Source organism: Ferranicluibacter rubi (assembly GCF_011603255.1).
GTDB classification, from domain to species: domain Bacteria; phylum Pseudomonadota; class Alphaproteobacteria; order Rhizobiales; family Rhizobiaceae; genus Ferranicluibacter; species Ferranicluibacter rubi.
Map to the genome: position 1 here is coordinate 49,770 of NZ_JAANCM010000007.1, position 19,111 is coordinate 68,880.

Annotated in this window: 19 protein-coding genes; 12 read left to right on the forward strand and 7 right to left on the reverse strand. The window is 59.6% G+C overall.

Annotation, left to right across the window (positions count from 1 at the left end; translation table 11 throughout):
• Nucleotides 1–25: 25 nt before the first annotated feature.
• From iolE (G8E10_RS14585) to G8E10_RS14600, 4 genes are read left to right on the forward strand one after another with little or no spacing between them, the layout of a single operon-like run.
• Nucleotides 26–943: a myo-inosose-2 dehydratase gene (gene iolE / locus G8E10_RS14585; protein WP_167129878.1), complete on the forward strand. Its 918-nt coding sequence runs from the start codon at nucleotides 26–28 to the stop codon at nucleotides 941–943.
• Between the two features lie 14 nt (nucleotides 944–957).
• Nucleotides 958–1,770 carry a 5-deoxy-glucuronate isomerase gene (iolB, locus tag G8E10_RS14590; protein ID WP_110808005.1) on the forward strand — a complete coding sequence of 271 codons (813 nt, stop codon included), beginning with the start codon at nucleotides 958–960 and terminating at the stop codon, nucleotides 1,768–1,770.
• Between the two features lie 21 nt (nucleotides 1,771–1,791).
• Nucleotides 1,792–2,181 (forward strand): tautomerase family protein, encoded by a 390-nt coding sequence (locus tag G8E10_RS14595; protein ID WP_110808004.1) that lies wholly within the window; start codon nucleotides 1,792–1,794, stop codon nucleotides 2,179–2,181.
• A complete protein-coding gene (locus G8E10_RS14600; RefSeq protein WP_167129879.1) occupies nucleotides 2,178–3,083 on the forward strand; it encodes a MurR/RpiR family transcriptional regulator in 906 nt (301 codons plus the stop codon). The genes G8E10_RS14595 and G8E10_RS14600 overlap by 4 nt, the downstream gene beginning before the upstream one ends.
• A 7-nt stretch (nucleotides 3,084–3,090) precedes the next feature.
• On the opposite strand, the gene G8E10_RS14605 is transcribed toward G8E10_RS14600, so the two are convergent.
• The 4 genes from G8E10_RS14605 to iolG are packed head-to-tail and all read right to left on the reverse strand — an operon-like array spanning nucleotide 3,091 to nucleotide 7,312.
• Nucleotides 3,091–4,137, reverse strand: coding sequence for a Gfo/Idh/MocA family protein (locus G8E10_RS14605; RefSeq protein WP_132714948.1), 1,047 nt, complete (start codon nucleotides 4,135–4,137; stop codon nucleotides 3,091–3,093).
• 29 nt (nucleotides 4,138–4,166) lie between these two features.
• Nucleotides 4,167–5,339, reverse strand: coding sequence for a Gfo/Idh/MocA family protein (locus tag G8E10_RS14610; protein WP_167129880.1), 1,173 nt, complete (start codon nucleotides 5,337–5,339; stop codon nucleotides 4,167–4,169).
• A gap of 24 nt (nucleotides 5,340–5,363) precedes the next feature.
• Nucleotides 5,364–6,278 carry a myo-inosose-2 dehydratase gene (iolE, locus tag G8E10_RS14615; RefSeq protein ID WP_167129881.1) on the reverse strand — a complete coding sequence of 305 codons (915 nt, stop codon included), beginning with the start codon at nucleotides 6,276–6,278 and terminating at the stop codon, nucleotides 5,364–5,366.
• 26 nt (nucleotides 6,279–6,304) lie between these two features.
• On the reverse strand, nucleotides 6,305–7,312 hold the full coding sequence (gene iolG, locus G8E10_RS14620) for an inositol 2-dehydrogenase (protein WP_165910800.1): 1,008 nt from the start codon (nucleotides 7,310–7,312) through the stop codon (nucleotides 6,305–6,307).
• Nucleotides 7,313–7,428: 116 nt separating this feature from the next.
• On the opposite strand from iolG, the gene G8E10_RS14625 reads away from it, so the two are divergent.
• From G8E10_RS14625 to G8E10_RS14645, 5 genes are all read left to right on the forward strand, one after another.
• Entirely contained in the window at nucleotides 7,429–8,442 is a 1,014-nt protein-coding gene (locus tag G8E10_RS14625) for a LacI family DNA-binding transcriptional regulator (protein ID WP_343289800.1), read from the forward strand.
• A gap of 537 nt (nucleotides 8,443–8,979) precedes the next feature.
• Nucleotides 8,980–9,747, forward strand: a complete 768-nt coding sequence (locus G8E10_RS14630; protein WP_110807998.1) for a metallophosphoesterase — start codon at nucleotides 8,980–8,982, stop codon at nucleotides 9,745–9,747.
• A 174-nt stretch (nucleotides 9,748–9,921) separates the two neighbouring features.
• Nucleotides 9,922–10,104, forward strand: a complete 183-nt coding sequence (locus tag G8E10_RS14635; protein WP_110803155.1) for a hypothetical protein — start codon at nucleotides 9,922–9,924, stop codon at nucleotides 10,102–10,104.
• A 457-nt stretch (nucleotides 10,105–10,561) separates the two neighbouring features.
• Nucleotides 10,562–11,803 carry a sensor histidine kinase gene (locus tag G8E10_RS14640; RefSeq protein ID WP_110803105.1) on the forward strand — a complete coding sequence of 414 codons (1,242 nt, stop codon included), beginning with the start codon at nucleotides 10,562–10,564 and terminating at the stop codon, nucleotides 11,801–11,803.
• A 4-nt stretch (nucleotides 11,804–11,807) separates the two neighbouring features.
• On the forward strand, nucleotides 11,808–12,209 hold the full coding sequence (locus G8E10_RS14645) for a response regulator transcription factor (protein WP_110803104.1): 402 nt from the start codon (nucleotides 11,808–11,810) through the stop codon (nucleotides 12,207–12,209).
• Between the two features lie 46 nt (nucleotides 12,210–12,255).
• Here G8E10_RS14645 and G8E10_RS14650 read toward each other — a convergent pair whose 3' ends face one another.
• The 3 genes from G8E10_RS14650 to G8E10_RS14660 all read right to left on the reverse strand — a co-directional run bounded on the left by G8E10_RS14650 (nucleotide 12,256) and on the right by G8E10_RS14660 (nucleotide 15,470).
• Nucleotides 12,256–12,540, reverse strand: a complete 285-nt coding sequence (locus tag G8E10_RS14650) for an ArsR/SmtB family transcription factor (RefSeq protein WP_110803103.1) — start codon at nucleotides 12,538–12,540, stop codon at nucleotides 12,256–12,258.
• Between the two features lie 56 nt (nucleotides 12,541–12,596).
• A complete protein-coding gene (locus tag G8E10_RS14655) occupies nucleotides 12,597–14,345 on the reverse strand; it encodes a methyl-accepting chemotaxis protein (RefSeq protein ID WP_110807996.1) in 1,749 nt (582 codons plus the stop codon).
• A gap of 180 nt (nucleotides 14,346–14,525) precedes the next feature.
• Nucleotides 14,526–15,470 carry a helix-turn-helix transcriptional regulator gene (locus G8E10_RS14660; RefSeq protein ID WP_110803101.1) on the reverse strand — a complete coding sequence of 315 codons (945 nt, stop codon included), beginning with the start codon at nucleotides 15,468–15,470 and terminating at the stop codon, nucleotides 14,526–14,528.
• A gap of 230 nt (nucleotides 15,471–15,700) precedes the next feature.
• Between G8E10_RS14660 and G8E10_RS14665 the strand changes: the two genes are divergently transcribed.
• From G8E10_RS14665 to G8E10_RS14675, 3 genes are all read left to right on the forward strand, one after another.
• Entirely contained in the window at nucleotides 15,701–17,080 is a 1,380-nt protein-coding gene (locus G8E10_RS14665) for a sensor histidine kinase (RefSeq protein WP_132449364.1), read from the forward strand.
• Complete coding sequence (locus G8E10_RS14670; protein ID WP_167129882.1) at nucleotides 17,077–17,763, forward strand: response regulator; 687 nt, start codon at nucleotides 17,077–17,079, stop codon at nucleotides 17,761–17,763. Before G8E10_RS14665 ends, G8E10_RS14670 begins: the two co-directional genes overlap by 4 nt.
• Nucleotides 17,764–18,073: 310 nt before the next feature.
• The gene (locus G8E10_RS14675; RefSeq protein WP_167129883.1) at nucleotides 18,074–19,096 is read left to right on the forward strand and encodes a Fe(3+) ABC transporter substrate-binding protein; all 1,023 of its coding nucleotides are present in this window, start codon (nucleotides 18,074–18,076) and stop codon (nucleotides 19,094–19,096) included.
• Nucleotides 19,097–19,111: the final 15 nt, after the last annotated feature.

Sequence of the window (19,111 nt, forward strand, 5' to 3'; positions counted from 1 at the left end):
TTTCGACAGGCCGGAAGGAACGACCATGATACTCTACGGAACCAACCCCATTGCCTGGTCGAATGACGACGATCAGACGATCGGCGCGCATCTGACACTCGAGGATTGCCTGTCGGACTGCCGCAAGATCGGCTTTGACGGCATCGAGAAGGGCCACAAGATGCCGAGCGAGGGCGGGGCACTGAAGGACGCGCTCGGCACGTTCGGCCTGCGCTTCGTCGGCGGGTGGCACTCCACCAATCTCCTCGTCAACGATGTGGAGACGGAGAAGGCGGCCCTGCAGACCTTCATCGACATGACCAAGGCCGCCGGCGGCGACCACATCAATGCCTGCGAATGCTCCAACACCGTTCATGGCAGCGAGGGCACGCCGGTCAACGACCGACCCATCATGACCGATGCCGAGTGGACACGGTTTTCCCAAGGGTATGAGGCGCTCTCCCGGCATGCCGCCGATCAGGGCGTCAAGATGGGCTACCACCATCACATGGGCACGATCATCGAGAGCGCTGCCGATATCGATCGCTTCATGAGCATGGCCGGGCCTCATACGCGGCTTCTCCTCGACACGGGTCACTGCACCTTCGGCGGTGCCGATCCGCAGGAAGTCGCTCGGAAATACATGGACCGCGTTACGCACATTCACGCCAAGAACATCCGGCCCGAGATCATGGCGCGCGTTCGCTCGGAGCACCTGTCGTTTCTCGATGGCGTGCGCCTCGGCGTCTTCACCGTGCCGGGTGATCCGGAAGGCTGCGTCGCCTTCGAACCGGTGCTGAAGATCGCAGCTGAGCACGGCTATGCGGGTTGGCTCGTCATCGAAGCCGAGCAGGACAGTGCCGTTCGGGAGCCGTTCCTCTACCAGAACATGGGCCTGACGGCTCTAAAGGCGATGTCTCGCAACGCCGGGCTCGACACATCCGCCGCAACGGCAGCCGAATAAGGAGGGCAAGAGCGATGAGCATGCTTCGACGCCGGCCTTTTGGCGGGCACGGCAAGGTCCACGAGATCACGCCGCAGTCGGCCGGGTGGCGCTATGTCGGCTTCAGCCTGTACCGCCTGCGCGCGGGCGACACGATCGGCGAGGCGACCGGTGCGATGGAGGCCATTCTTGTGATGGTCGAGGGCAAGGCACGGTTTCAGGCGGCGGGCACGGATTGGGGCGAACTCGGCGATCGAATGAACGTCTTCGAGCGCACGCCGCCGCACTGCCTCTATGTGCCGAATAATGAGACATGGCAGGCGCAGGCGATCACGGACTGCACCATCGCCGTCTGCCTGGCTCCGGGAAAGGGCGGCCACAAGGCCCACCGCATCGGGCCGGACCGGATCACGCTCACCACGCGCGGGGTCGGCGCAAACCAGCGCTTCATCAACAATATCGCGATGGAGGCGGACGACGACTGCGACAGCCTGCTGGTCACCGAAGTCTTTACGCCCGCCGGCAACTGGTCGTCCTATCCAAGTCATCGGCACGACGAGGACGATTTTCCGCGGATTACCTATCTGGAGGAAACCTATTACCACAGGCTCAATCCCGACCAGGGTTTTGGCGTCCAGCGGGTCTACACGGAAGATGGCGCGCTGGACGAAACGATCGCGGTGAAGTCGCACGATGTCGTCCTCGTGCCGCGCGGCCATCACCCCTGCGGCGCGCCCTATGGCTTCGAAATGTACTACCTCAACGTCATGGCAGGTCCGTTGCGGAACTGGCGTTTCGTTCCCGATCCGGCCGTCCAGTGGATCATCGATCGCGACACCACGGCGTAGCCGCTGCCGAAAGGACGTATCATGCCGCTGATCAAGCTGCACATTCGCAAGGGCCGGTCGGAGGCCGACATCACACGGCTTCTCGACACGGTGCATGCGGTCATGCTGGACGCCTTTCATGTGCCGGAGCGGGATCGCTACCAGATCGTGTTCGAACACGAAGACACGCATTTTCGCGCGCTGGACACAGGCCTCGGCTTCACGCGGACGGATCGTTTCGTCCTGATCGAAGTCGTCTCGCGGCCGAGGCCGAGATCCGAAAAGCTCGCATTCTATCAGGGCCTTGGTGGTCAATTGTCTGAAAGATGCGGCATTCCGGCATCCGATCTCATGGTGTCTTTCGTCGAGAACGGTGACGAGGACTGGTCGTTCGGCGCGGGTGTCGCTCAATTCGTGACGGGTGATCTATGACCGGTCGCCTGGACCCCGTCCCGCGAGGTCGTCGGGCGTCTGCCTCCGCACGTTCGTTTCGGACACCCCTATCGGGTGACAGGGACTACCGTCCGCCGGATCTCGATACGCTGAAAGCCGTGATGCTGGCGCGGCACGCAGACCTTCCCAAGCGGATCGCAACGCTTGGGCACTTTGCCCTTGACCATCCTGATGACATCGCGTTCGGCACCGTCGCATCGATTGCAAAAGCTGCGCAGGTTTCGCCGTCTGCGCTCGTCCGCTTTGGGCAGTTTTTCGGATATAGTGGGTTCAGCGATCTTCAGTCGGTGTTCCAGCAGGCGGGACGCACGAGAATCGTTGCCAAAGCCACATCTCATGTCGCATTGAAGATTGGCCCCGCTTGCGGCCACTGGAATGCCATTCACGAGACGGTCGAGGCCTGCCGCATGTCGATCGACGTGATGGGTGAGACCATCCCGCTTGCCGATATGAGGGCTGCGTCGGACATGCTGTCGACGGCGGATAGCATCTTCATTCTCGCAGGCAAAGACGCTCTGCCGTTCGCGAGCTTCTTCCACCGGCGTCTTGTCGCGATGAGCATCCGAGCGATTCTGCTGACCGACATGGCCTCCGCAATCGATATCCTCGCTCTTGCAAGACGCGGAGATGCGGCCGTCATCCTGGAGACAGCCCCGGTCAGCAGCGCGCTCGCCGCTCATGTCGTGGCCATCAAAGAGCTGCAGATGCCGATTGTCTGCATGACCGACACGCCATTATCGCCCACGGCAGCACTCGCCAGCGTTCGTTTCGATCTCGCCGGTGCCGGGAGAGACGCCTTGTCACGCGTGACTGCAGGCATCGTACTCGGCGACGCCCTGGCGAACGGCATTCGTGCGTCGTTGCAGACGACCAGCGGGTGACGGAGGCCTATTCCACCAGCCCTGCCTGCGTGAAGTCGATGCCGAGCGCCTGCCGTATGCCGTCGAGCAGCCGCATGGTGGCTAGCGATTCCTCGGCGGGTCGGCACGCGGTCTCGCGTTTTCCTTCCGAGATCGCCCAGGCGATCTCGGCGGCTTCGTAAAAAAGACCCTGGAAATGCGCACCTCTCGGCTCTTCGTAGCGCAGGCGACGGGTGCCATCGAGGGACCAGACTTCGAAGCTGCCCGGTAGGTGAAACTCCGTCTCGAACCGGATCGTGCCTCGGCGGCCCATGATCGCCGCGTTCGTCGGGCTGAAACCGTAAGGCGAGGTCGACATGGTGCCAAGGGCGCCGCGCTCGTTGGAGATGACGACCGAGAGTTGTCCGTTGACGCCGGCTGGATCCGGCGTAGCCAGACCGACGATGCGCTCGGGCGTGCCAAGAAGCTTGGCGAGGAGCGAGACGGGATATGTCCCGAGATCGAGAAGAGGCCCGCCGGCAAGCGCCGCATCGAAGATCCGATGGTCGCGTGGCAGGTACTCGCCATAGTCCGTATAGACGGACAGGATGTCGCCGATGACGCCGGCATCAAGGACTTGGCTGATCACGTCGAATTTCGGAAGAAAATAGGTCCAGAGCGCTTCGGCGAAGAACACACTCTTCGCCCGCGCGGCCGCCACCATGTCCGCTGCCTGCGCGTGATTGAGTGCCACCGGCTTCTCGACGAGAACATGCTTTCCCGCTGCGATTGCCAGCATGGCATGCTCATGGTGCCTGTTGTGCGGTGTGGCGACATAGATAATGTCAATATCGTCCGCGACGACGAGTGCCTCGTAACTGCCGTAAGCGCGAGGAACCTGCCAGGTCGCCGCAAACCTTTCGGCGGCTTCAGGCGATCGGGAGCCGACCGCCGCGATCGCCTGGCGCGTATGCGCCTGAACCGACTCGACAAACTTCGCCGCGATCCATCCCGAGCCGAGAATACCCCAGCGAAGCGGGGGTGCCTCCATCGGCGGCCGGGTCCGGGGCAGGGGCAGTGTTTCTGGGAAAGACATGAGGGCTCCTCCTTCTCGTCAATAGCGCGTCAGCCGGCGGTCTTCTGCCAGGACCCGGTCTCGACGGAGCGTTCCATCGCGTCGATGATGCGTTCGTTGGCCAGACCGAAGTCGAAGTTCGGAAAACAGTCCGCGCTGTTGCAGATGCCCTCGATGAGATCCCGGACCTCGATGACCTTCACGTCGAAATAGCCGAGACCGCCGCCGGCGAAGTCGAACCCGAAGAAGGCGCCGAACTGCGGCACCTGGCTTCCGGCAAGGATGGTCTTGAAACCACGGTCCGGCTTCGGATCGTTGAAGCGCGAGATCTTCAACTCATTGAAGCGCTCCCCATCCATGATGATCGTGCCCTCAGTGCCGGAAACCTCCCAGTAGATGCCGAAGACCTTACCGGCAGCGACGCGCGATGCCTCGATCGTACCGCCCGCACCATTGCTGAAGCGGATCAGCGTCTGGATCTGGTCCTCATTCTCCACAGTCGCGCGCGGCGCATCCGTGTCCGACGTCGCCCCATAGCCGGAACCGCTTTGCGGCACGGGTCGCGTCGGAAAGAAGGTCTGCGTCTGCGCGATGACCTGGTCGATATCGCCGACCAGATATTGCGCCACCGAGATCACATGGCTGCCCAGATCCCCAAGCGCTCCCGAGCCCGCCTCCTTGCGTGTGCACCGCCAGGAAAACGGCAGGTCCGGATCGTTGAAGAATCCCTGATCGAACCATCCGCGAAACCGCATGGGCGTGCCGATATCGCCACGGTCGATCATGATCTTGGCGAGCATTGCGGCAGGGGTCTTGATGTTGTTGAAGGCGACCATGGTCTTCACGCCCTGCCTTCGTGCCGCGTCGGCCATCTCTTCGGCCTGCGCCACCGTCACCGAGAGTGGTTTTTCGCAATAGACATGCTTGCCCGCGGCAATGGCGGCGAGCGCCATCTCATGGTGCATCGCGTTGGGCGAGGTGATGTCGACCACATCGATGTCGGGGTCGGTCACAAGCGTCCGCCAGTCACCGGTGCTCCGCTCAAACCCGAAGCGATGGGCGGCATCTGCCGCAAGCTCGTTCGTGACATCGGCGAGCATGCTCAGATGCGGAACCGCCGGCAGATCCCGGTACAGCATGCCCGCGCGACGATAGGCGTCGGCATGGGCCTGCCCCATGAAGCCGGAGCCGATCAGACCGATATTCAGCGTCTCTTTTGGCATCTTCGTTGTCCTCAAGGGGGGCCATCAGGCCGAGAAATGCGCAAGGATATGGTGGAAAGCCGCAGTGACGGCCGGCAAAGGCGGCACGACCGCCGGATCCTGCTCTGCCTCGACCACAAGCCACCCGCGATAGCCGGTTTCCCGGACGAATCGCGCCAGTGGCGCAAAATCGAGCGCGCCGTCTCCGGGGACGGTGAACATGCCGCTTCGCACCCCTTCGTTGAAGCTCAGGTCACGGATGCGAACCACGGTAAGAGCCGGCGCGCGGACATCCTTCATGTGAATATGGACGATGCGGTCGCCGAAACACTCTATCAGCTGAGGGTAGGCAAAGCCTGCCGCCGCCGCGTGGCCTGTGTCGAGGAGAAGCCCGACCGATGGCCCTGCCGCGTCGAAGATCATCGAAATCTCATCGAACGTTTCAGTGACCATCATGAGATGATGATGATAGGCGAGCGTTAGACCATACTCGCCAGCGAGCCTGGCGCCGAAGTCGGTGAGTCTTGCCGCATAGGCCGCGACATCCACTCCGGGAAGTTGGCGCCTCTGCGACATCGGCGCATCAAGAGGTGCGCCCGGTGTCATCATGGCCGTTTCGCCGTAGACCATGACCGTGGAGCCCATGGCGCGCAACAGATCGGCATGGGCCGCGACGGCGGCCATTTCGTCCTTGACGCTCCCTTCGGCGAGTTGACCGGAATGCCAACCGGAGGCAAGCGACAGCTTCCGGCTGTCGAGCAGGGGCACCAGCAATTCTTTTGTGCGCGGAAGTTTGCGGCCAAGCTCCACACCGTCGTAGCCCGCACGGGCGGCCTCATCCAGACAGGTCTCGACCGGGATATCGGCGCCAAGATCCTCCAGGACATCATTGGCCCAGGACAAAGGGCTCACGGCGAGGCGGACTCCGGACGGAAGCGCCGATAGGGTTTCAGATCTCATCATGGTCTCCGGTATGAAGGACTGTGTCAGGGCTGCCAGTCGGAGCCGATCCGGACGGGCAGGCCGGTGGCGACGGATTTCACCGAGGCTTCCGCGATCCGTTGCGCTTCCAGACCGTCGCGGATCGTCGCCAGCGGTTCGGCGCCGGTCCGGATCAAGTCGATGAACGCGGACATCTCGGCGCGATAGGCCGTCGAGAAGCGCTCGATGAAATAGTTCATCGGCGGGGAGGCCCTGAATCCATCGGCATCGGCGATGATGACCCCGCGCTGCGGGCGGTTCTCGACATAGAGCACTTCACGGGCGCAGAGCGCTTCAAGACGCTGGTCGTAACCAAAGGGTGCACGGCGGCAGTTGATCATCTGAACGAAACGCCCGGATGCGGATGTCAGCGTGACCATGGCCGTATCGATATCGCCGGCTGCGCCGATCGCGGGGTCGATGAGGCAATTGCCGGCGGCGTAGACCGTCACGATCTCCTCACCCAGCAGGTAGCGCGCCATGTCGAAGTCATGGATCGCCTGATCCCGGAACATGCCGCCGGATCGCTCGACATAGGCACGGGGCGGGGGTGCGGGATCGCGCGTGTGCATGACGATGTGTTCCAGCGGTCCCGCAGTGCCCTCCGCAATCCGATCCCGCACGAAGCGGAAATCGGGATCGTAGCGGCGCTGGAAGGCAAGCAGGCAGGGCACGCCCGAACGCTCGACAGCATCCGTAACCGTCTCGACCGTCGCAAAATCGAGGCTCACAGGCTTTTCGCAGAAGATGGCTTTGCCGACACGCGCGGCCTCGATCAGCAGAGCGGCATGCGTGTCCGTCGAACTCGCGATGACGACACCATCAATCGACGGATCGGCGAAGACCTGCGCGGCCTCGACGACGTCGGCGCCGACTCTTGACGCAAGCTCCGACCGGGCCTCACTCGCGATGGGATCGACAAGATAGCGCACCCGCACCGAGGGCAGGCTTGCGGCGTTCGTCGCATGCACATGCCCGATGCGCCCTGCACCGAAGACGGCGAGATTTAGCATGAAGATCCTCCCGATCCACGCGAGCCGTCTCGGCCTCGTTCGTTGTCGGCAGTCTAGCGCGGTGCTAATGAGGGGATACGTCGATCTTGATGAGATCTCCTCAAACGGGGTGTGCCGTGGGCAAGCCGACATCGCGAGATCTCGCCATCGCAGCCGGCGTGTCGCTGGCCACGGTCGATCGTGTCCTGAACGGGCGCGGCGGCGTGAGCCCGGACAAGGAGCGGCGTGTTCTCGAACAGGCGAGACGGCTGAAGATCAACCGCATGATCGACCCGCGCGCTGCGCGGACGCTGCGTGTCGCCGTTCTGCTTCAGTCGCGTGCAAATCCTTTCCACGCGGTCGTGCAGGATGGTTTTGAGACGGCGACGCGACTTTACCCACAGTATAACCTGCAGTTTCAGGTTCATCACATCGACCCGGTTCGCCCCGCCGCCACTGTCGCGCTGATCCAGGCTCTGGGCGGGCATTGCGATGCATTGATTATCGTCAGTTCCCAGAACGAGGATGTCGCGACTGCTCTTCGAGCCTGGGGCGGGCAGGGCAAGCCCGTCATGACGCTTGCCACCGATATTCGGGACGCGGATCGCATCGCCTATATCGGGCCCGACAACCGGAAAGCAGGACGGGTCGCCGGAGATTTGATGGCGCGCCTGATGGGCAGGCAAGGCGGCGAAATCGTCATCATATCCGGCATGTTGAGCATGATCGGTCATGAGGAGCGCGAGATGGGCTTTCGCGCCGTGTTGCGCGAACGCTATCCGCACTGCCGGGTAACGGACGTTTTGGAGAGTCTGGAACGTGCCGAAACGGCAGGCGATCTCGTCTTCGACGCCCTGCGCAGAAATCCTCAGATCCGCGGCATCTACAACGCTTCCGCCGGCGCTCAGACGGTTGTGACGGCGCTCAAGACACTCGGACGCGCCGACGAGGTCGTTTTCATCACGCACGAACTGACCGACGACCGTCGCCAGCTCATTCGCCAAGGCCTGATCGATGTCATCATCGACCAACGACCCGAACTCGAAGTGCAAACCGCCGTTCAGGCACTGGCATCATATTTCGGCAGGAACGACCATCCTCCAGCGTCCCTCGTGACGCCGATCGATATCTACATGATTGAGAATGCGTAATAAGCGATAAAGCCAAGCGCAACGACTGCTGCAAGCTAGCTCGATGTCATACTTCACAGCGGCAAACAGTCGGCGGTTCGTATCCCTTCAAGGCGCCGGACCAGTTAAACACGTCCAGAGCGGAAATTATTTCCGCTCCTAAAGCTGCCGCAAAATTGCAAGGCCTGGGGCGCGGAGCCATCAAGGGCCGGATGACGCGCGAGAGCGTTCTAATGCTATCACACGCGAAACGTCACATCTGTCCAGCTGAGTCATTACACCGACAGCCCTCGTCAATTGAGAAATACCAAGCAAACGCGACAAACCCTTGGGCTTCTGGCTATCCTCGAATGCCCCATGGACACGCAGTGTGCTGTTCTCTATGTGTTCTTGTTATGAACAAAGACCGCAGGCTTCAAGTGCGGGTGCATTGAACTCAACCGCGCAAATAGGGGTGCCCAAGTCCATTGGGTCGAAGTGAGTTATGGCGTTCCGGGTTCCTGTTCCCAGTCTTCGGACATTTGGGGAATGGACCGCATCGCGCCGGGGTAAGGGAAAATGAAGATCTGGGTCTTTTCCGATCTGCATCTTGAATTCGGCGAGGCTTTCAATCAGCCACCGCCGGACGACGTCGACGTATTGGTATGCGCTGGCGACCTGCTAACGCGGGGTGTCGTCCCGAGCATCGAATGGCTGGCGAGCAACGTGCCTAGTTCGATACCCGTCGTGTTCACCGCAGGGAACCATGAATTCTATGGTGCCTCCGTGCAGGAGAGCGTCCGCGATGCTCGGTTGCTTCAAAGCCGCTATCCCAACATCCACTTCCTCGATAACGATGCCGTTGAAGTCGAGGACATTAGGTTCGTGGGCGCGACGCTGTGGACAGATTTCCGGGTCAACGGAGGCGATCCTGAGTTTGCGATGAATGTCGCCCAAGCAGGGATGAACGACTACCGCAGGATCAAGTTCTCGAAGCTTCCGTATCAGAAGTTCAAGCCGATCCATGCCTATCGGAAGCATCAAGAGTCACGAGCTTTTCTCAGATCGTCGCTGCCGGAAACGAACGCAAGGACGACCGTGGTCGTGACCCATCATGCCCCGTCGCCCCGGTCCATCGCCTCAGAGTTCCAGGGCGATCCCCTGTCGGCCTGCTACGCTTCGGATTTAGAACACCTCATGATCGAAACCCAGCCGTCGTTGTGGGTGCATGGACACGTCCACCATCGCGTGGACTACCGCGTGGGTGAAACGAGGGTGGTTTCCAATCCACGGGGATATCCAGGAGAAGCGACCGATTTCGATCCTCGGCTTGTCGTCCATGTCTAGGTCATCAAATTCGAGAGCCCGGCCGTCGGATCAGGTCGTCAACGTTAGATTATTGGCGCGGCCCGCCAACCTTACGGTTTTTGGCCCGTCGCGAGGCACAGTCGGCAAGCCAGTGGTGCCTCACGACGGACTTGATCTTCAGGATGTTGGTTTCCACGCGGAACTGAGCTGCTGGTGGTCCAAGTTTTCGTCCGCACCCCCCTTGTCGTCGAGGACGAAATCCTGATCAGGATGGATGCCGCGGACTACTTTGCGGACGAAGGGTTCGACGTCCTCGAGGCGGGAACGGCTGACGACGCGCTGCTTAACGACCACATTCTGAAAAAGCTGATGATTGACGTGTTCAAGGCTCCTTGAGCCGACGCCGCCGACCTCAGCCGTGTCATCTTTGGAAATCTAGCCATACCCCCCGATAAGGCAGCTCCGCTCCTAAAGCGCCATTATGACTTACAGTCATTGTCGCGTCGGTTAGGAGCCATAAGTTGATTTACACGCGGAAATCCAACACAGACCTGCTGAGACGCCTTGAAGTCGCGCTCGACGCATCGGGCATGGGTGGAAACCTATCCATCAAGGAATTCGCGCTCTTAGACCGCTGGTCACTTTAGATATAATGAAATGATCAGCAAATATTGGTCAAGACTTCATTGGGATTGGAGTATCTATTCATTCCCGCGCGGAACTACGTTGGTCGGGAGTACGGATAAATCTGTCATTCAAATTTAACGAACCTATAACGTATGGTGAGTAAAACGAAAACAAGAGCATGCTCTCGCATTAAAAATACTAAAAAATACTTTCCCAGGAGATATCGATGTCGAATCGGTGCGACGCAAACGCCATTGACGGTCGTGAGGATGCCACGGGTCTGTTGCATGCCACAATCGACAACTTCCCGGGTGGTATCTGCGTGCTCGACAACGACCTCACCATGCTCGTGACCAATCGAAAATTTTATGAGTTGCTTGATCTGTCCGAAGACATGTTCCCGGCTGGTTCCAACTTCGAGGGCGTGTTCCGATATAACGCATGCCGTGGCGAATATGGGCCGGGTGATCCCAAGGAAAAGGTGCGCGAGCGCCTCAGCCAAGTCAGACGCTTCGAGGAGCACCGCTTCGATCGCGAAGTCGGTACGGGTCTCGTCATCGAGATGCGCTCTGCCCCAAAAACCGGTGGCGGATGCGTTCTGACATACCTTGATGTCACCGTGAACAGACGAGCCGAGCAGGCCCTTCTCCGGCACAAGGAGACACTTGAGGAACTGGTCCTGCTTCGAACCGAAGAGATTGAGCGACAGGCGGAGGAACTCAGAAGACTGCTCGGTCAGGAGCGGCACACCAACGAGCTACAGCGCCAGTTTGTGACAATGACGTCTCACGAATTCCGGACACCGCTTGCTATCATTGACGGCGCTGCCCAGCGGCTCCAGCGGCGCAAGCATGCCGTCACGAGTGAGTTTATTGAAGACAAGGTCGGTCTCATCCGCGGCGCAGTTTCGCGGATGGTTGACCTGATGGAGAGTTTCCTGTCGGCTGGTCGCATCGAGCACGGGCACATGACATACGCATTTCGCCCATGTTCCCTCAGGGAGGTTGTTGAGCGGTGTGTCGCGCGGCAGCAATCCATCGCCACCACGCACCACTTCCACCTGAAACTAGACGATCTTCCGCCTGTTGTGGTTGCCGATACTGCGGCAATGGAACAGGTGTTCACAAATCTGATTTCAAATGCTGTGAAATACGCTCCGGTTTCTCCCGACATATACATAACCGGGCATTCAGAAGGGAACGGCGCCAGCGTGACTGTCGCCGACACGGGGGTCGGCATCGATGCCGACGACCTACCGAAAATGTTCCAGCGCTACTTCCGTGCAAGGACCTCAACCGGGATTGCGGGGACGGGAATTGGTCTCAATCTCGTGAAACAGATCGTTGAGGCACACAAGGGGAATATTTTCCTCGAAAGCCGCAAGGGTCAAGGGACCGCGTTCACCGTAACTCTTCCTGTCACCAATCCGATGCTCATCGCCGCATGCGATGAGGCGAAAGTGGGCTAAACCAATGATTACGATCCTCTGTGTTGAAGACGAAGATGCTATCCGCAATCTTCTGGTCGAAGAGATCAGTGAGGCGGGGTTTACGACTCTCGAAGCCGCCAATGGAAAGCAGGCTCTTGATTTGATCATCGGCAAGTGGCCTGATATTGTTGTGTGCGATATCACCATGCCCGAAATGAGTGGGCACCAGTTGTTCGCCGAAATTCAGATGAACCACGAGCAACTCGCAAACATTCCCTTTATCTTCCTGACGGCACTGAGCGACAAGGAAAACATGATCACAGCGCTTAAAGCAGGCGCGGCCGATTACCTCACCAAGCCGGTCGATTTCGATTTGCTCATGGCGAAGATACAGGGCTGCGTTGCACGGTTGGAGAATGACAGGAAAATGGGACGCGTATTTTAGCGTCTGTCAGGTTTATTCTGAACCTGACAGACGCTAAAACGGAAGTTTAAATGAGTGTTCTCTCTCGGATCGAGGGGGCACGAAAATTGTCAATCCACGTCTGCAAGGGCTGAAAAGCCGCGTTGTTGATCATGTGAACGCGACGGGTTCCGCAGGTCTGTACCAGGACCAGCTGGGCATCGCGCAGGACCTTGAGATGTTGCGAGACTCTGGGCCTGCTGATCGGAAGACGATCAGACATCTGTTTGACGGTCATCGGAGAGACCATGAGCTGTTCCAGCAGGTAGCGACGGCGTGAATCCGAAATTGCGTTGAAGAGACGATCCGTCATAAACGGGTCATCTTCAAAAATGCAGGGACAAGACGTCCTTTCACGCCGATCAGAATTCATGCCATCCTTCGACGGGTCGCCACCAATCTGTTGGGCGTTGCACTCTGTAAAGCGCTGGGACTGGGGGCCTGTCGCATCGCACCGGCGCCGAACGACGTCTCTTCGCTGTTTATTCCGACTTTAAACCGCGATAGCAGTTCGAAAAGCTGGCCTGCTTCCGTTGCAAGCTGGCTGGCTGCGGCGCTTGTCTCTTCGACCATGGCTGCATTCTGCTGTGTCGCTTGGTCCATGGTATTGACAGCCGTGCTGATCTCCTTCAGGCCGGTTGCCTGCTCTGACGAGGCCACCACGATCGCACTGACATTGCGGTCAACTTCAACCACCTGCTCCACGATGTTCTGCAGGGAGCTCCCCGTCGATCCGACCAGAGCCACCCCGTTCTTGACGAACCCGCCCGACTTAGCGATCAGATCCTTGATCTCTTTGGCAGCCACAGCCGACCTTTGGGCGAGTTCGCGAACTTCCTGAGCGACAACGGCAAAGCCCTTGCCGGCATCACCTGCACGGGCCGCTTCGACGCCGGCATTCAGCGCAAGCAAGTTGGTCTGGAAGGCAATCCCGTCGATTACACCGATGATGGTTGCGATTTCCGAGGAGGACCGTTCGATATCTTCCATGGCGGAAACGGCCTGACTTACAACCAGCCCCGATTGCTCGGCATTGCCTTTGGTGCTGCGCACGAGCTGCCCGGCGTCTTTTGCACGGTGGCTGGAGTCGGCAACAGTCGTCGTGATCTGCTCAAGCGCGGCGGCCGTTTCCTCGACAGAAGCGGCCTGCTGCTCGGTGCGTCTTGCAAGGTTGTCCGATGCGGACTGGATTTCCCGAGAGGCGGACGCAATGGCTGCTGCGTTTTGGGAGACTGTCTGCATGGCAGAACAGAGGCTGGAGGAGGTCTGGTTGAAGTCGCCGCGCAGCTGCTCGAGGGCCGGTAGGAAAGGTACGGCGATCGAATGCGTCAGATCACCCTGTGAAAGCGCTTTAAGTGCAAGGCCCAACTGTTCGACGTTGTTCACCCGCTCGGTGATATCCGTTGCAAACTTGACCACCTTGAAGACTTTGCCATTCATGTCAAAGATTGGATTGTATGAGGCCTGGATAAAAACCCGCCTGCCACCTTTCCCGATGCGCATGAATTCATCGGCAATCAGCTTTCCTGAGGCAAGGTTCGACCAGAAACGCCGGTACTCATCGCTTCCAACATAAGTGGCGTCGCAGAACATGGCATGATGGCCCCCGACAATCTCGCTGGCCGAGTAGCCAAGTAAGGTGAGGAAATTATCATTGGCCGCAAGTACCTGACCTTCAGGTGTAAACTCGATCACCGCCTGAGCACGTGAAATCGCCGCGATCTTGCCTGCGTGCTCTGCGGCTTGAAGCTTCTGCTGCGTAATATCGGTTGCGAATTTCACGACCTTGACCGGCCGGCCGCGGTGGAACACCGGGTTGTAGGACGCTTCGATCCATACTTCCTTACCGGCTTTGCCGATCCGTTTGTACTGCCTTTGATCGAACTCCCCTCGGGCGAGCTTTGCCCAGAAAGCCTGATAGTCGGGCGATGTCACCTCAACGGGATCAACAAACAGACGATGGTGCTTTCCAACGATTTCAGACAGCTCATAACCCAGCGTCTGACAGAAATTAGCGTTAGCTGTTATGACGGTTCCGTCGATCTTGAATTCGATAATAGCTTGCGAACGTTGAAGAGCATCCAATATTGCTCCCGCTCCGAAATTCACGCCAAACATGCAGATCTCCCCTCAGCTGGCAATAAGGCATCCGCAAGATCGTGTGATCTGCCGTGCGGAAAGGTATGCCTGCACACTAAAAGTGGGGTCAAAAATTGAGAATATGTAAATGATAGAAGATACTAACGTAATTATGCGGAATTCAGATCTCCGTTGCGTACCAGTGACCTTCTCGCCAATTTAACGCCGGCTTCCCTCTCGAAAAAGGTTGCCGGGCTTCTCACCGAACTCGGCAAAGAAGAGTCGGGCAAACTCTCCAGAGGAGTGGAACCCCCATCTCCGCGCAATCTCTCCGACCCCCGGCCCCTGGCCTGATTTCAGATCAGCATAGGCACGCTTGAGCCGTATCCGTCTAAGGTAGTGCTGGGGGGTGGTCTCCAATCGCTCCCGGAATGTCAGCTGAAGCGATCGTATGCTAAGCCCCGAGGCAACAGCCACATCCGTCGTTGTAATCGGCAGATGGGCATTGGCGTCCATGAACTCCATGGCCCGACGGACCAGTCGGGGCAACTCGATGGATCCATGCAGCAACGCCGTTGAATAGGAATGCCGGGCGCCGTATAAGATTGTGTTGATCAAGGCGTCCTGGAGATTAGCAATCACGAGCGGGTTCCCAGCCAGTCCGCCGTGTTCGGACAGCCCCATCTGCAACGTGTAGCAGATGTTCTCGCAGGCGATGTGGAGGGGTAGGGACATCCCGCCTGGAGCGAAGGCGATACGGGCAACATGTTCCTCACCAAGCCGGTCAGAAACCGCTTTCAACAATGTGGTAGCCTCGATGCTGACGCCTGTCTGAGACGACATAGGCAGTGTGGATTTCCCATCCGAAGCCCTGCGATCGACCACAAAGGTAGATTGAACATTCAGGCCTCTGATCCGCAAGGGGTCATCGAGGTCGACGGTTCGGCGCTGGACGGCGAAAACGAAATCATCCAAGGCGCGGATATATCGGGCATGGTATCCCGTGATCGACGCAAATCCGAAGATCGTCAGGCCGCCGGTTTGCTCGATCCGACCTTTGATATGGAATTTGCCCTTCTCCATAGGCTCAAGATTGACAGGGGCTGCAAGCCTCCTGATGCTATCATTTGCCTGGTCATTGTCGAAAAATTCAAACTGCGACATAACGGATTACCTCTATTTTTACTAACATAACATAGAACGGGTTTCCGCATTGCAATCGCTATGTTTACCGTGGCTTAAATTGGCGCTTCGAATGACTGGCCTGGTGCCGGTTTTGTTTCAGCTGCGGCAGGGGTAGAAATGCCGTCAATGTTTCTCGATTTGGGACGTCTGCCATTCGACCTTCGCCAACGACAGCCATAGGTCCCACACGTGAGCGAGCACAGACCATCTTGGTAGCGGTTCCTCTCTCCCTTCGACGTCTTGGCGCCGAGCTAAGTCTTGCCTGGCAATTTGCGATCGCGGGACTGATCGTCCTGATGGCCGGCATGGCGGCCATCGGGCTCTGGGTCACGGCGAATATCGAAATGGCGATCGTGCAGAACCGGGCTGATGCGACGGCACTGTTTGTGGACAGCATCGTATCGCCGCTTTCCCAAACACTGGCGCATCAGAGTGCGCTCGATCCCCCCGCGCAGAAAAACCTGCTGGCGGCAGTCGAGACCGGGCCGTTGTCCGAACGCTTCTTCTCGTTCAAGATCTGGACGCCGGAGGGAGACGTCGCCTTCAGCAGCGATCCGGGGCTGGTCGGACAGCGGTTCGCTCTCCAGCCGGAAATGCTCGCCGCGCTGAACGGTGAGGTGGTGGCGGCGTTCGACGAGATGGCCGGCGCAGAGCACCTTGTCGAGCGGGATAGCGGCCAGGAGCTTCTGGAAATTCACAGCCCTATCCGCGATGCCGGAACCGGCCGGATCATCGGCGTTGCGGAATTCTACAGGCCCTCGGCGGATATCCGGGAGGCTCTTTCCCGCGCCCGCCTTCGGAGCTGGCTGGTGGTTGCCGGCGTGACCATCGCCATGCTGGCGCTTCTGTTCGTCATCGTCGCGCGCGGCAGCAACCGTATTGACCGCCAGCGCCGGCGGCTCGACGATCAGGTGGAACATCTCTCGCAACTGCTGGCCGCCAATACGACGCTGCGCAACGCGGTGGACGAGGCTGCTCAACGTGCGGTGACCCTCAACGAGCGCTACCTCCGCCGCATCTCCGCGGATCTCCATGACGGACCTGCCCAGCTTCTCGCTTTTGCCGTCCTGCGGCTGGAGGCCATCCGCAAGGGCAAGGGGCGCCCCGACGATGAAACGCTTGTTCGCCGCTCCATCGATGATGCCATTGCCGAAATCCGAAGCCTTTGCCAGGATCTGCGGCTCCCGGAACTGGAAGGCTTGTCGGGTCGGGAGGTCGCACTGCGCGCCATAAAGGCGCATGCGTTCCACTCGGGCGCGACAGTCGAGTCGGCGCTTGCCGATGTCGCGGTAGAAACGCAGGGTGCCAAGATCTGCCTCTACCGCTTCCTGCAGGAAACCTTAAGCAATGCAACACGGCACGCTGGTGCAAGCCGTATCAAGGCCGAGCTTTCTCCCCATGACACCGGCATCATGGCCTGCGTCGAAGACGACGGCATCGGTTTTTCCAGCGAGCCGGACCCGGATCGGCCGGGGCTCGGTCTGGCCGGCCTGAGAGAACGGATCATAAGTCTCGGCGGACGCATGGAGATCACCCCGGCATCGAACGGCATGCCTTCGGGAACATTGGTCAGGATGTTCCTGCCATGAGAGGCACTGCAATAGAGACAGGCGCGCTTCGCGTCGCCATCGTCGATGACCACCCGATGTTCCGCATGGGTGTTGTTCGCGGTCTGGAAGACGAGGCCGGCATTGAGATCGTCGGAGAGGGCGCCAGCGCAGACGACGCCATTGCGCTCTTTCGGACGCACAGACCCGACATCAGTCTGCTCGATCTTTCGATGCCGGGAGGCGGCCATGCCGCCATTCGCGCCATTCGCCAGATCGACCCGAACGCCTTGATCGTCATCCTTACGGCGTCCGCCGGAGAAACGGACGTTGTTGATGCGCTCTCGGCCGGAGCCAGCGGCTACGTGCTCAAGGGTGTGGAGGTCGACGAATTGCATCGGGTGCTGCGCAGCGTTGCGAACGGGAAGACCTGCGTGCCGGAAAGCGTAGCTCTCCGCACTCCGGCTAGAGCGCAGGTCACTGCGTTACGTGCCGATACAGACCTCCCTGCTGCTGACGCGATGCCCAAACTGACTCCGCGGGAAGAGCAGATTTTGTCGCTCGTCGCAGAAGGGCACAGCAACAAGGAGGTCGGGCGTCTGCTGGTTCTCCAGGAAAAGTCGATCAAACACGTGATGACCCGCATCCTCAGGAAGCTGCGGGCGCGCAACAGAACAGAAGCTGCGATGGTCCTGCGCGACTGGCAGCAGGGCGGAAAGCTGTGAACGAAGCAGCATCGTATCCATGGACGCGTGCCTGATAAAGCGACAGGTGCGCCATGAATGTGTCGAGATGCAGCGGCGTCTCGGCACTGGCCCCGCCATTCTCTCCCGACGTGGAGACGTCGCTCGTCGCCGTTCCCACGGAATTGTCCCGCAGGCTTCCCGATACGGACCTTGGTCCGCATGGATCGGGTCTGCTCATCTGTTTAAGTGGAGTGATCGAGAACAGATTAAGCCTGGCCGGGCCGTCCCTATCGAAGCATCGCAGGAAGTCGCCTAGCGGCTCTCCCGAACCTTATCCAAGGAGCACTCCATGCACGCGCATTCCTTCCTCACCGCGACCGCCGTCGCCACCCTCCTGGCGCTGTCTCCCTCGATCTCCGCGGCTGCCGACCTGAATGTCTACACGACCCGCGAACCCGCGCTGATCGCCCCGCTTCTCGAAGCCTTCACGGCAGCGACAGGGACGAAGGTCAATACTGTGTTCCTCAAGGACGGCCTTGCCGAACGCGTGGCGTCCGAAGGCGAAAGCTCGCCCGCCGATATCTTGATGACCGTCGATGCCGGCAACCTCGTCGATCTGGCTGAACGGGGCGTCACACAGGCCGTCGATTCCGACGTGCTGACCGCCGCCGTTCCCGCGCAGCTGCGTGATGCCAAGGGGCACTGGTTCGGCCTGTCCATGCGTGGCCGCGTGCTCTACGCCGCCAAGGACCTGGACCTGACGACCTTCCATTACGAGGATCTCGCCGACCCGAAGTACAAGGGCAAGGTCTGCATCCGTTCGGGCCAGCATCCCTACAACACCGCTCTGTTTGCCGATTACATCGCCCATCATGGCGCGGTCGAAACCGAGGCATGGCTTTCGGGCGTCAAGAACAATCTTGCCCGCAAGGCCGCCGGTGGCGACCGCGATGTCGCCAAGGATATTCTTGGCGGAATTTGCGATATCGGCATCGCCAACACCTACTATGTCGGCCTGATGACGTCGGGCAAGGGTGGCGAGGAGCAGGCGAAATGGGTGCAGGCGATCAAGGTCGTACTGCCCACGTTCAAGGATGGCGGCACCCAGGTCAACATCAGCGGCGCAGCCGTCGCCAAGCATGCCCCCAACAAGGCCGAGGCTGTGAAGCTGCTGGAATACCTCGTTTCCGATGATGCGCAAAAGATCTACGCACAGGCGAACTATGAGTATCCCGTCAAAGCCGGCGTTGCCGTCGATCCTATCATCGCCGCGTTTGGTCCCCTGACGATCGACAAGACACCGTTGTCCGAGATCGTCGACCACCGTAAGGAAGCAAGCGCACTGGTCGACAAGGTCGGCTTCGACAACTGACCCGCGAAGACGGCG

What these genes read in the sequence shown, in the direction of transcription:
- G8E10_RS14600 (WP_167129879.1), top strand. Translation starts at nt 2,178, where the DNA reads ATGACCGGTCGCCTGGACCCCGTCCCGCGAGGTCGTCGGGCGTCTGCC.
- G8E10_RS14595 (WP_110808004.1), top strand. Translation starts at nt 1,792, where the DNA reads ATGCCGCTGATCAAGCTGCACATTCGCAAGGGCCGGTCGGAGGCCGAC.
- iolE (WP_167129878.1), top strand. Translation starts at nt 26, where the DNA reads ATGATACTCTACGGAACCAACCCCATTGCCTGGTCGAATGACGACGAT.
- G8E10_RS14650 (WP_110803103.1), bottom strand. Translation starts at nt 12,540, where the DNA reads ATGACGGATCGTCTCTTCAACGCAATTTCGGATTCACGCCGTCGCTAC.
- G8E10_RS14630 (WP_110807998.1), top strand. Translation starts at nt 8,980, where the DNA reads ATGAAGATCTGGGTCTTTTCCGATCTGCATCTTGAATTCGGCGAGGCT.
- G8E10_RS14655 (WP_110807996.1), bottom strand. Translation starts at nt 14,345, where the DNA reads ATGTTTGGCGTGAATTTCGGAGCGGGAGCAATATTGGATGCTCTTCAA.
- G8E10_RS14605 (WP_132714948.1), bottom strand. Translation starts at nt 4,137, where the DNA reads ATGTCTTTCCCAGAAACACTGCCCCTGCCCCGGACCCGGCCGCCGATG.
- iolG (WP_165910800.1), bottom strand. Translation starts at nt 7,312, where the DNA reads ATGCTAAATCTCGCCGTCTTCGGTGCAGGGCGCATCGGGCATGTGCAT.
- iolB (WP_110808005.1), top strand. Translation starts at nt 958, where the DNA reads ATGAGCATGCTTCGACGCCGGCCTTTTGGCGGGCACGGCAAGGTCCAC.
- G8E10_RS14645 (WP_110803104.1), top strand. Translation starts at nt 11,808, where the DNA reads ATGATTACGATCCTCTGTGTTGAAGACGAAGATGCTATCCGCAATCTT.
- G8E10_RS14610 (WP_167129880.1), bottom strand. Translation starts at nt 5,339, where the DNA reads ATGCCAAAAGAGACGCTGAATATCGGTCTGATCGGCTCCGGCTTCATG.
- G8E10_RS14660 (WP_110803101.1), bottom strand. Translation starts at nt 15,470, where the DNA reads ATGTCGCAGTTTGAATTTTTCGACAATGACCAGGCAAATGATAGCATC.
- iolE (WP_167129881.1), bottom strand. Translation starts at nt 6,278, where the DNA reads ATGAGATCTGAAACCCTATCGGCGCTTCCGTCCGGAGTCCGCCTCGCC.
- G8E10_RS14675 (WP_167129883.1), top strand. Translation starts at nt 18,074, where the DNA reads ATGCACGCGCATTCCTTCCTCACCGCGACCGCCGTCGCCACCCTCCTG.
- G8E10_RS14640 (WP_110803105.1), top strand. Translation starts at nt 10,562, where the DNA reads ATGTCGAATCGGTGCGACGCAAACGCCATTGACGGTCGTGAGGATGCC.
- G8E10_RS14670 (WP_167129882.1), top strand. Translation starts at nt 17,077, where the DNA reads ATGAGAGGCACTGCAATAGAGACAGGCGCGCTTCGCGTCGCCATCGTC.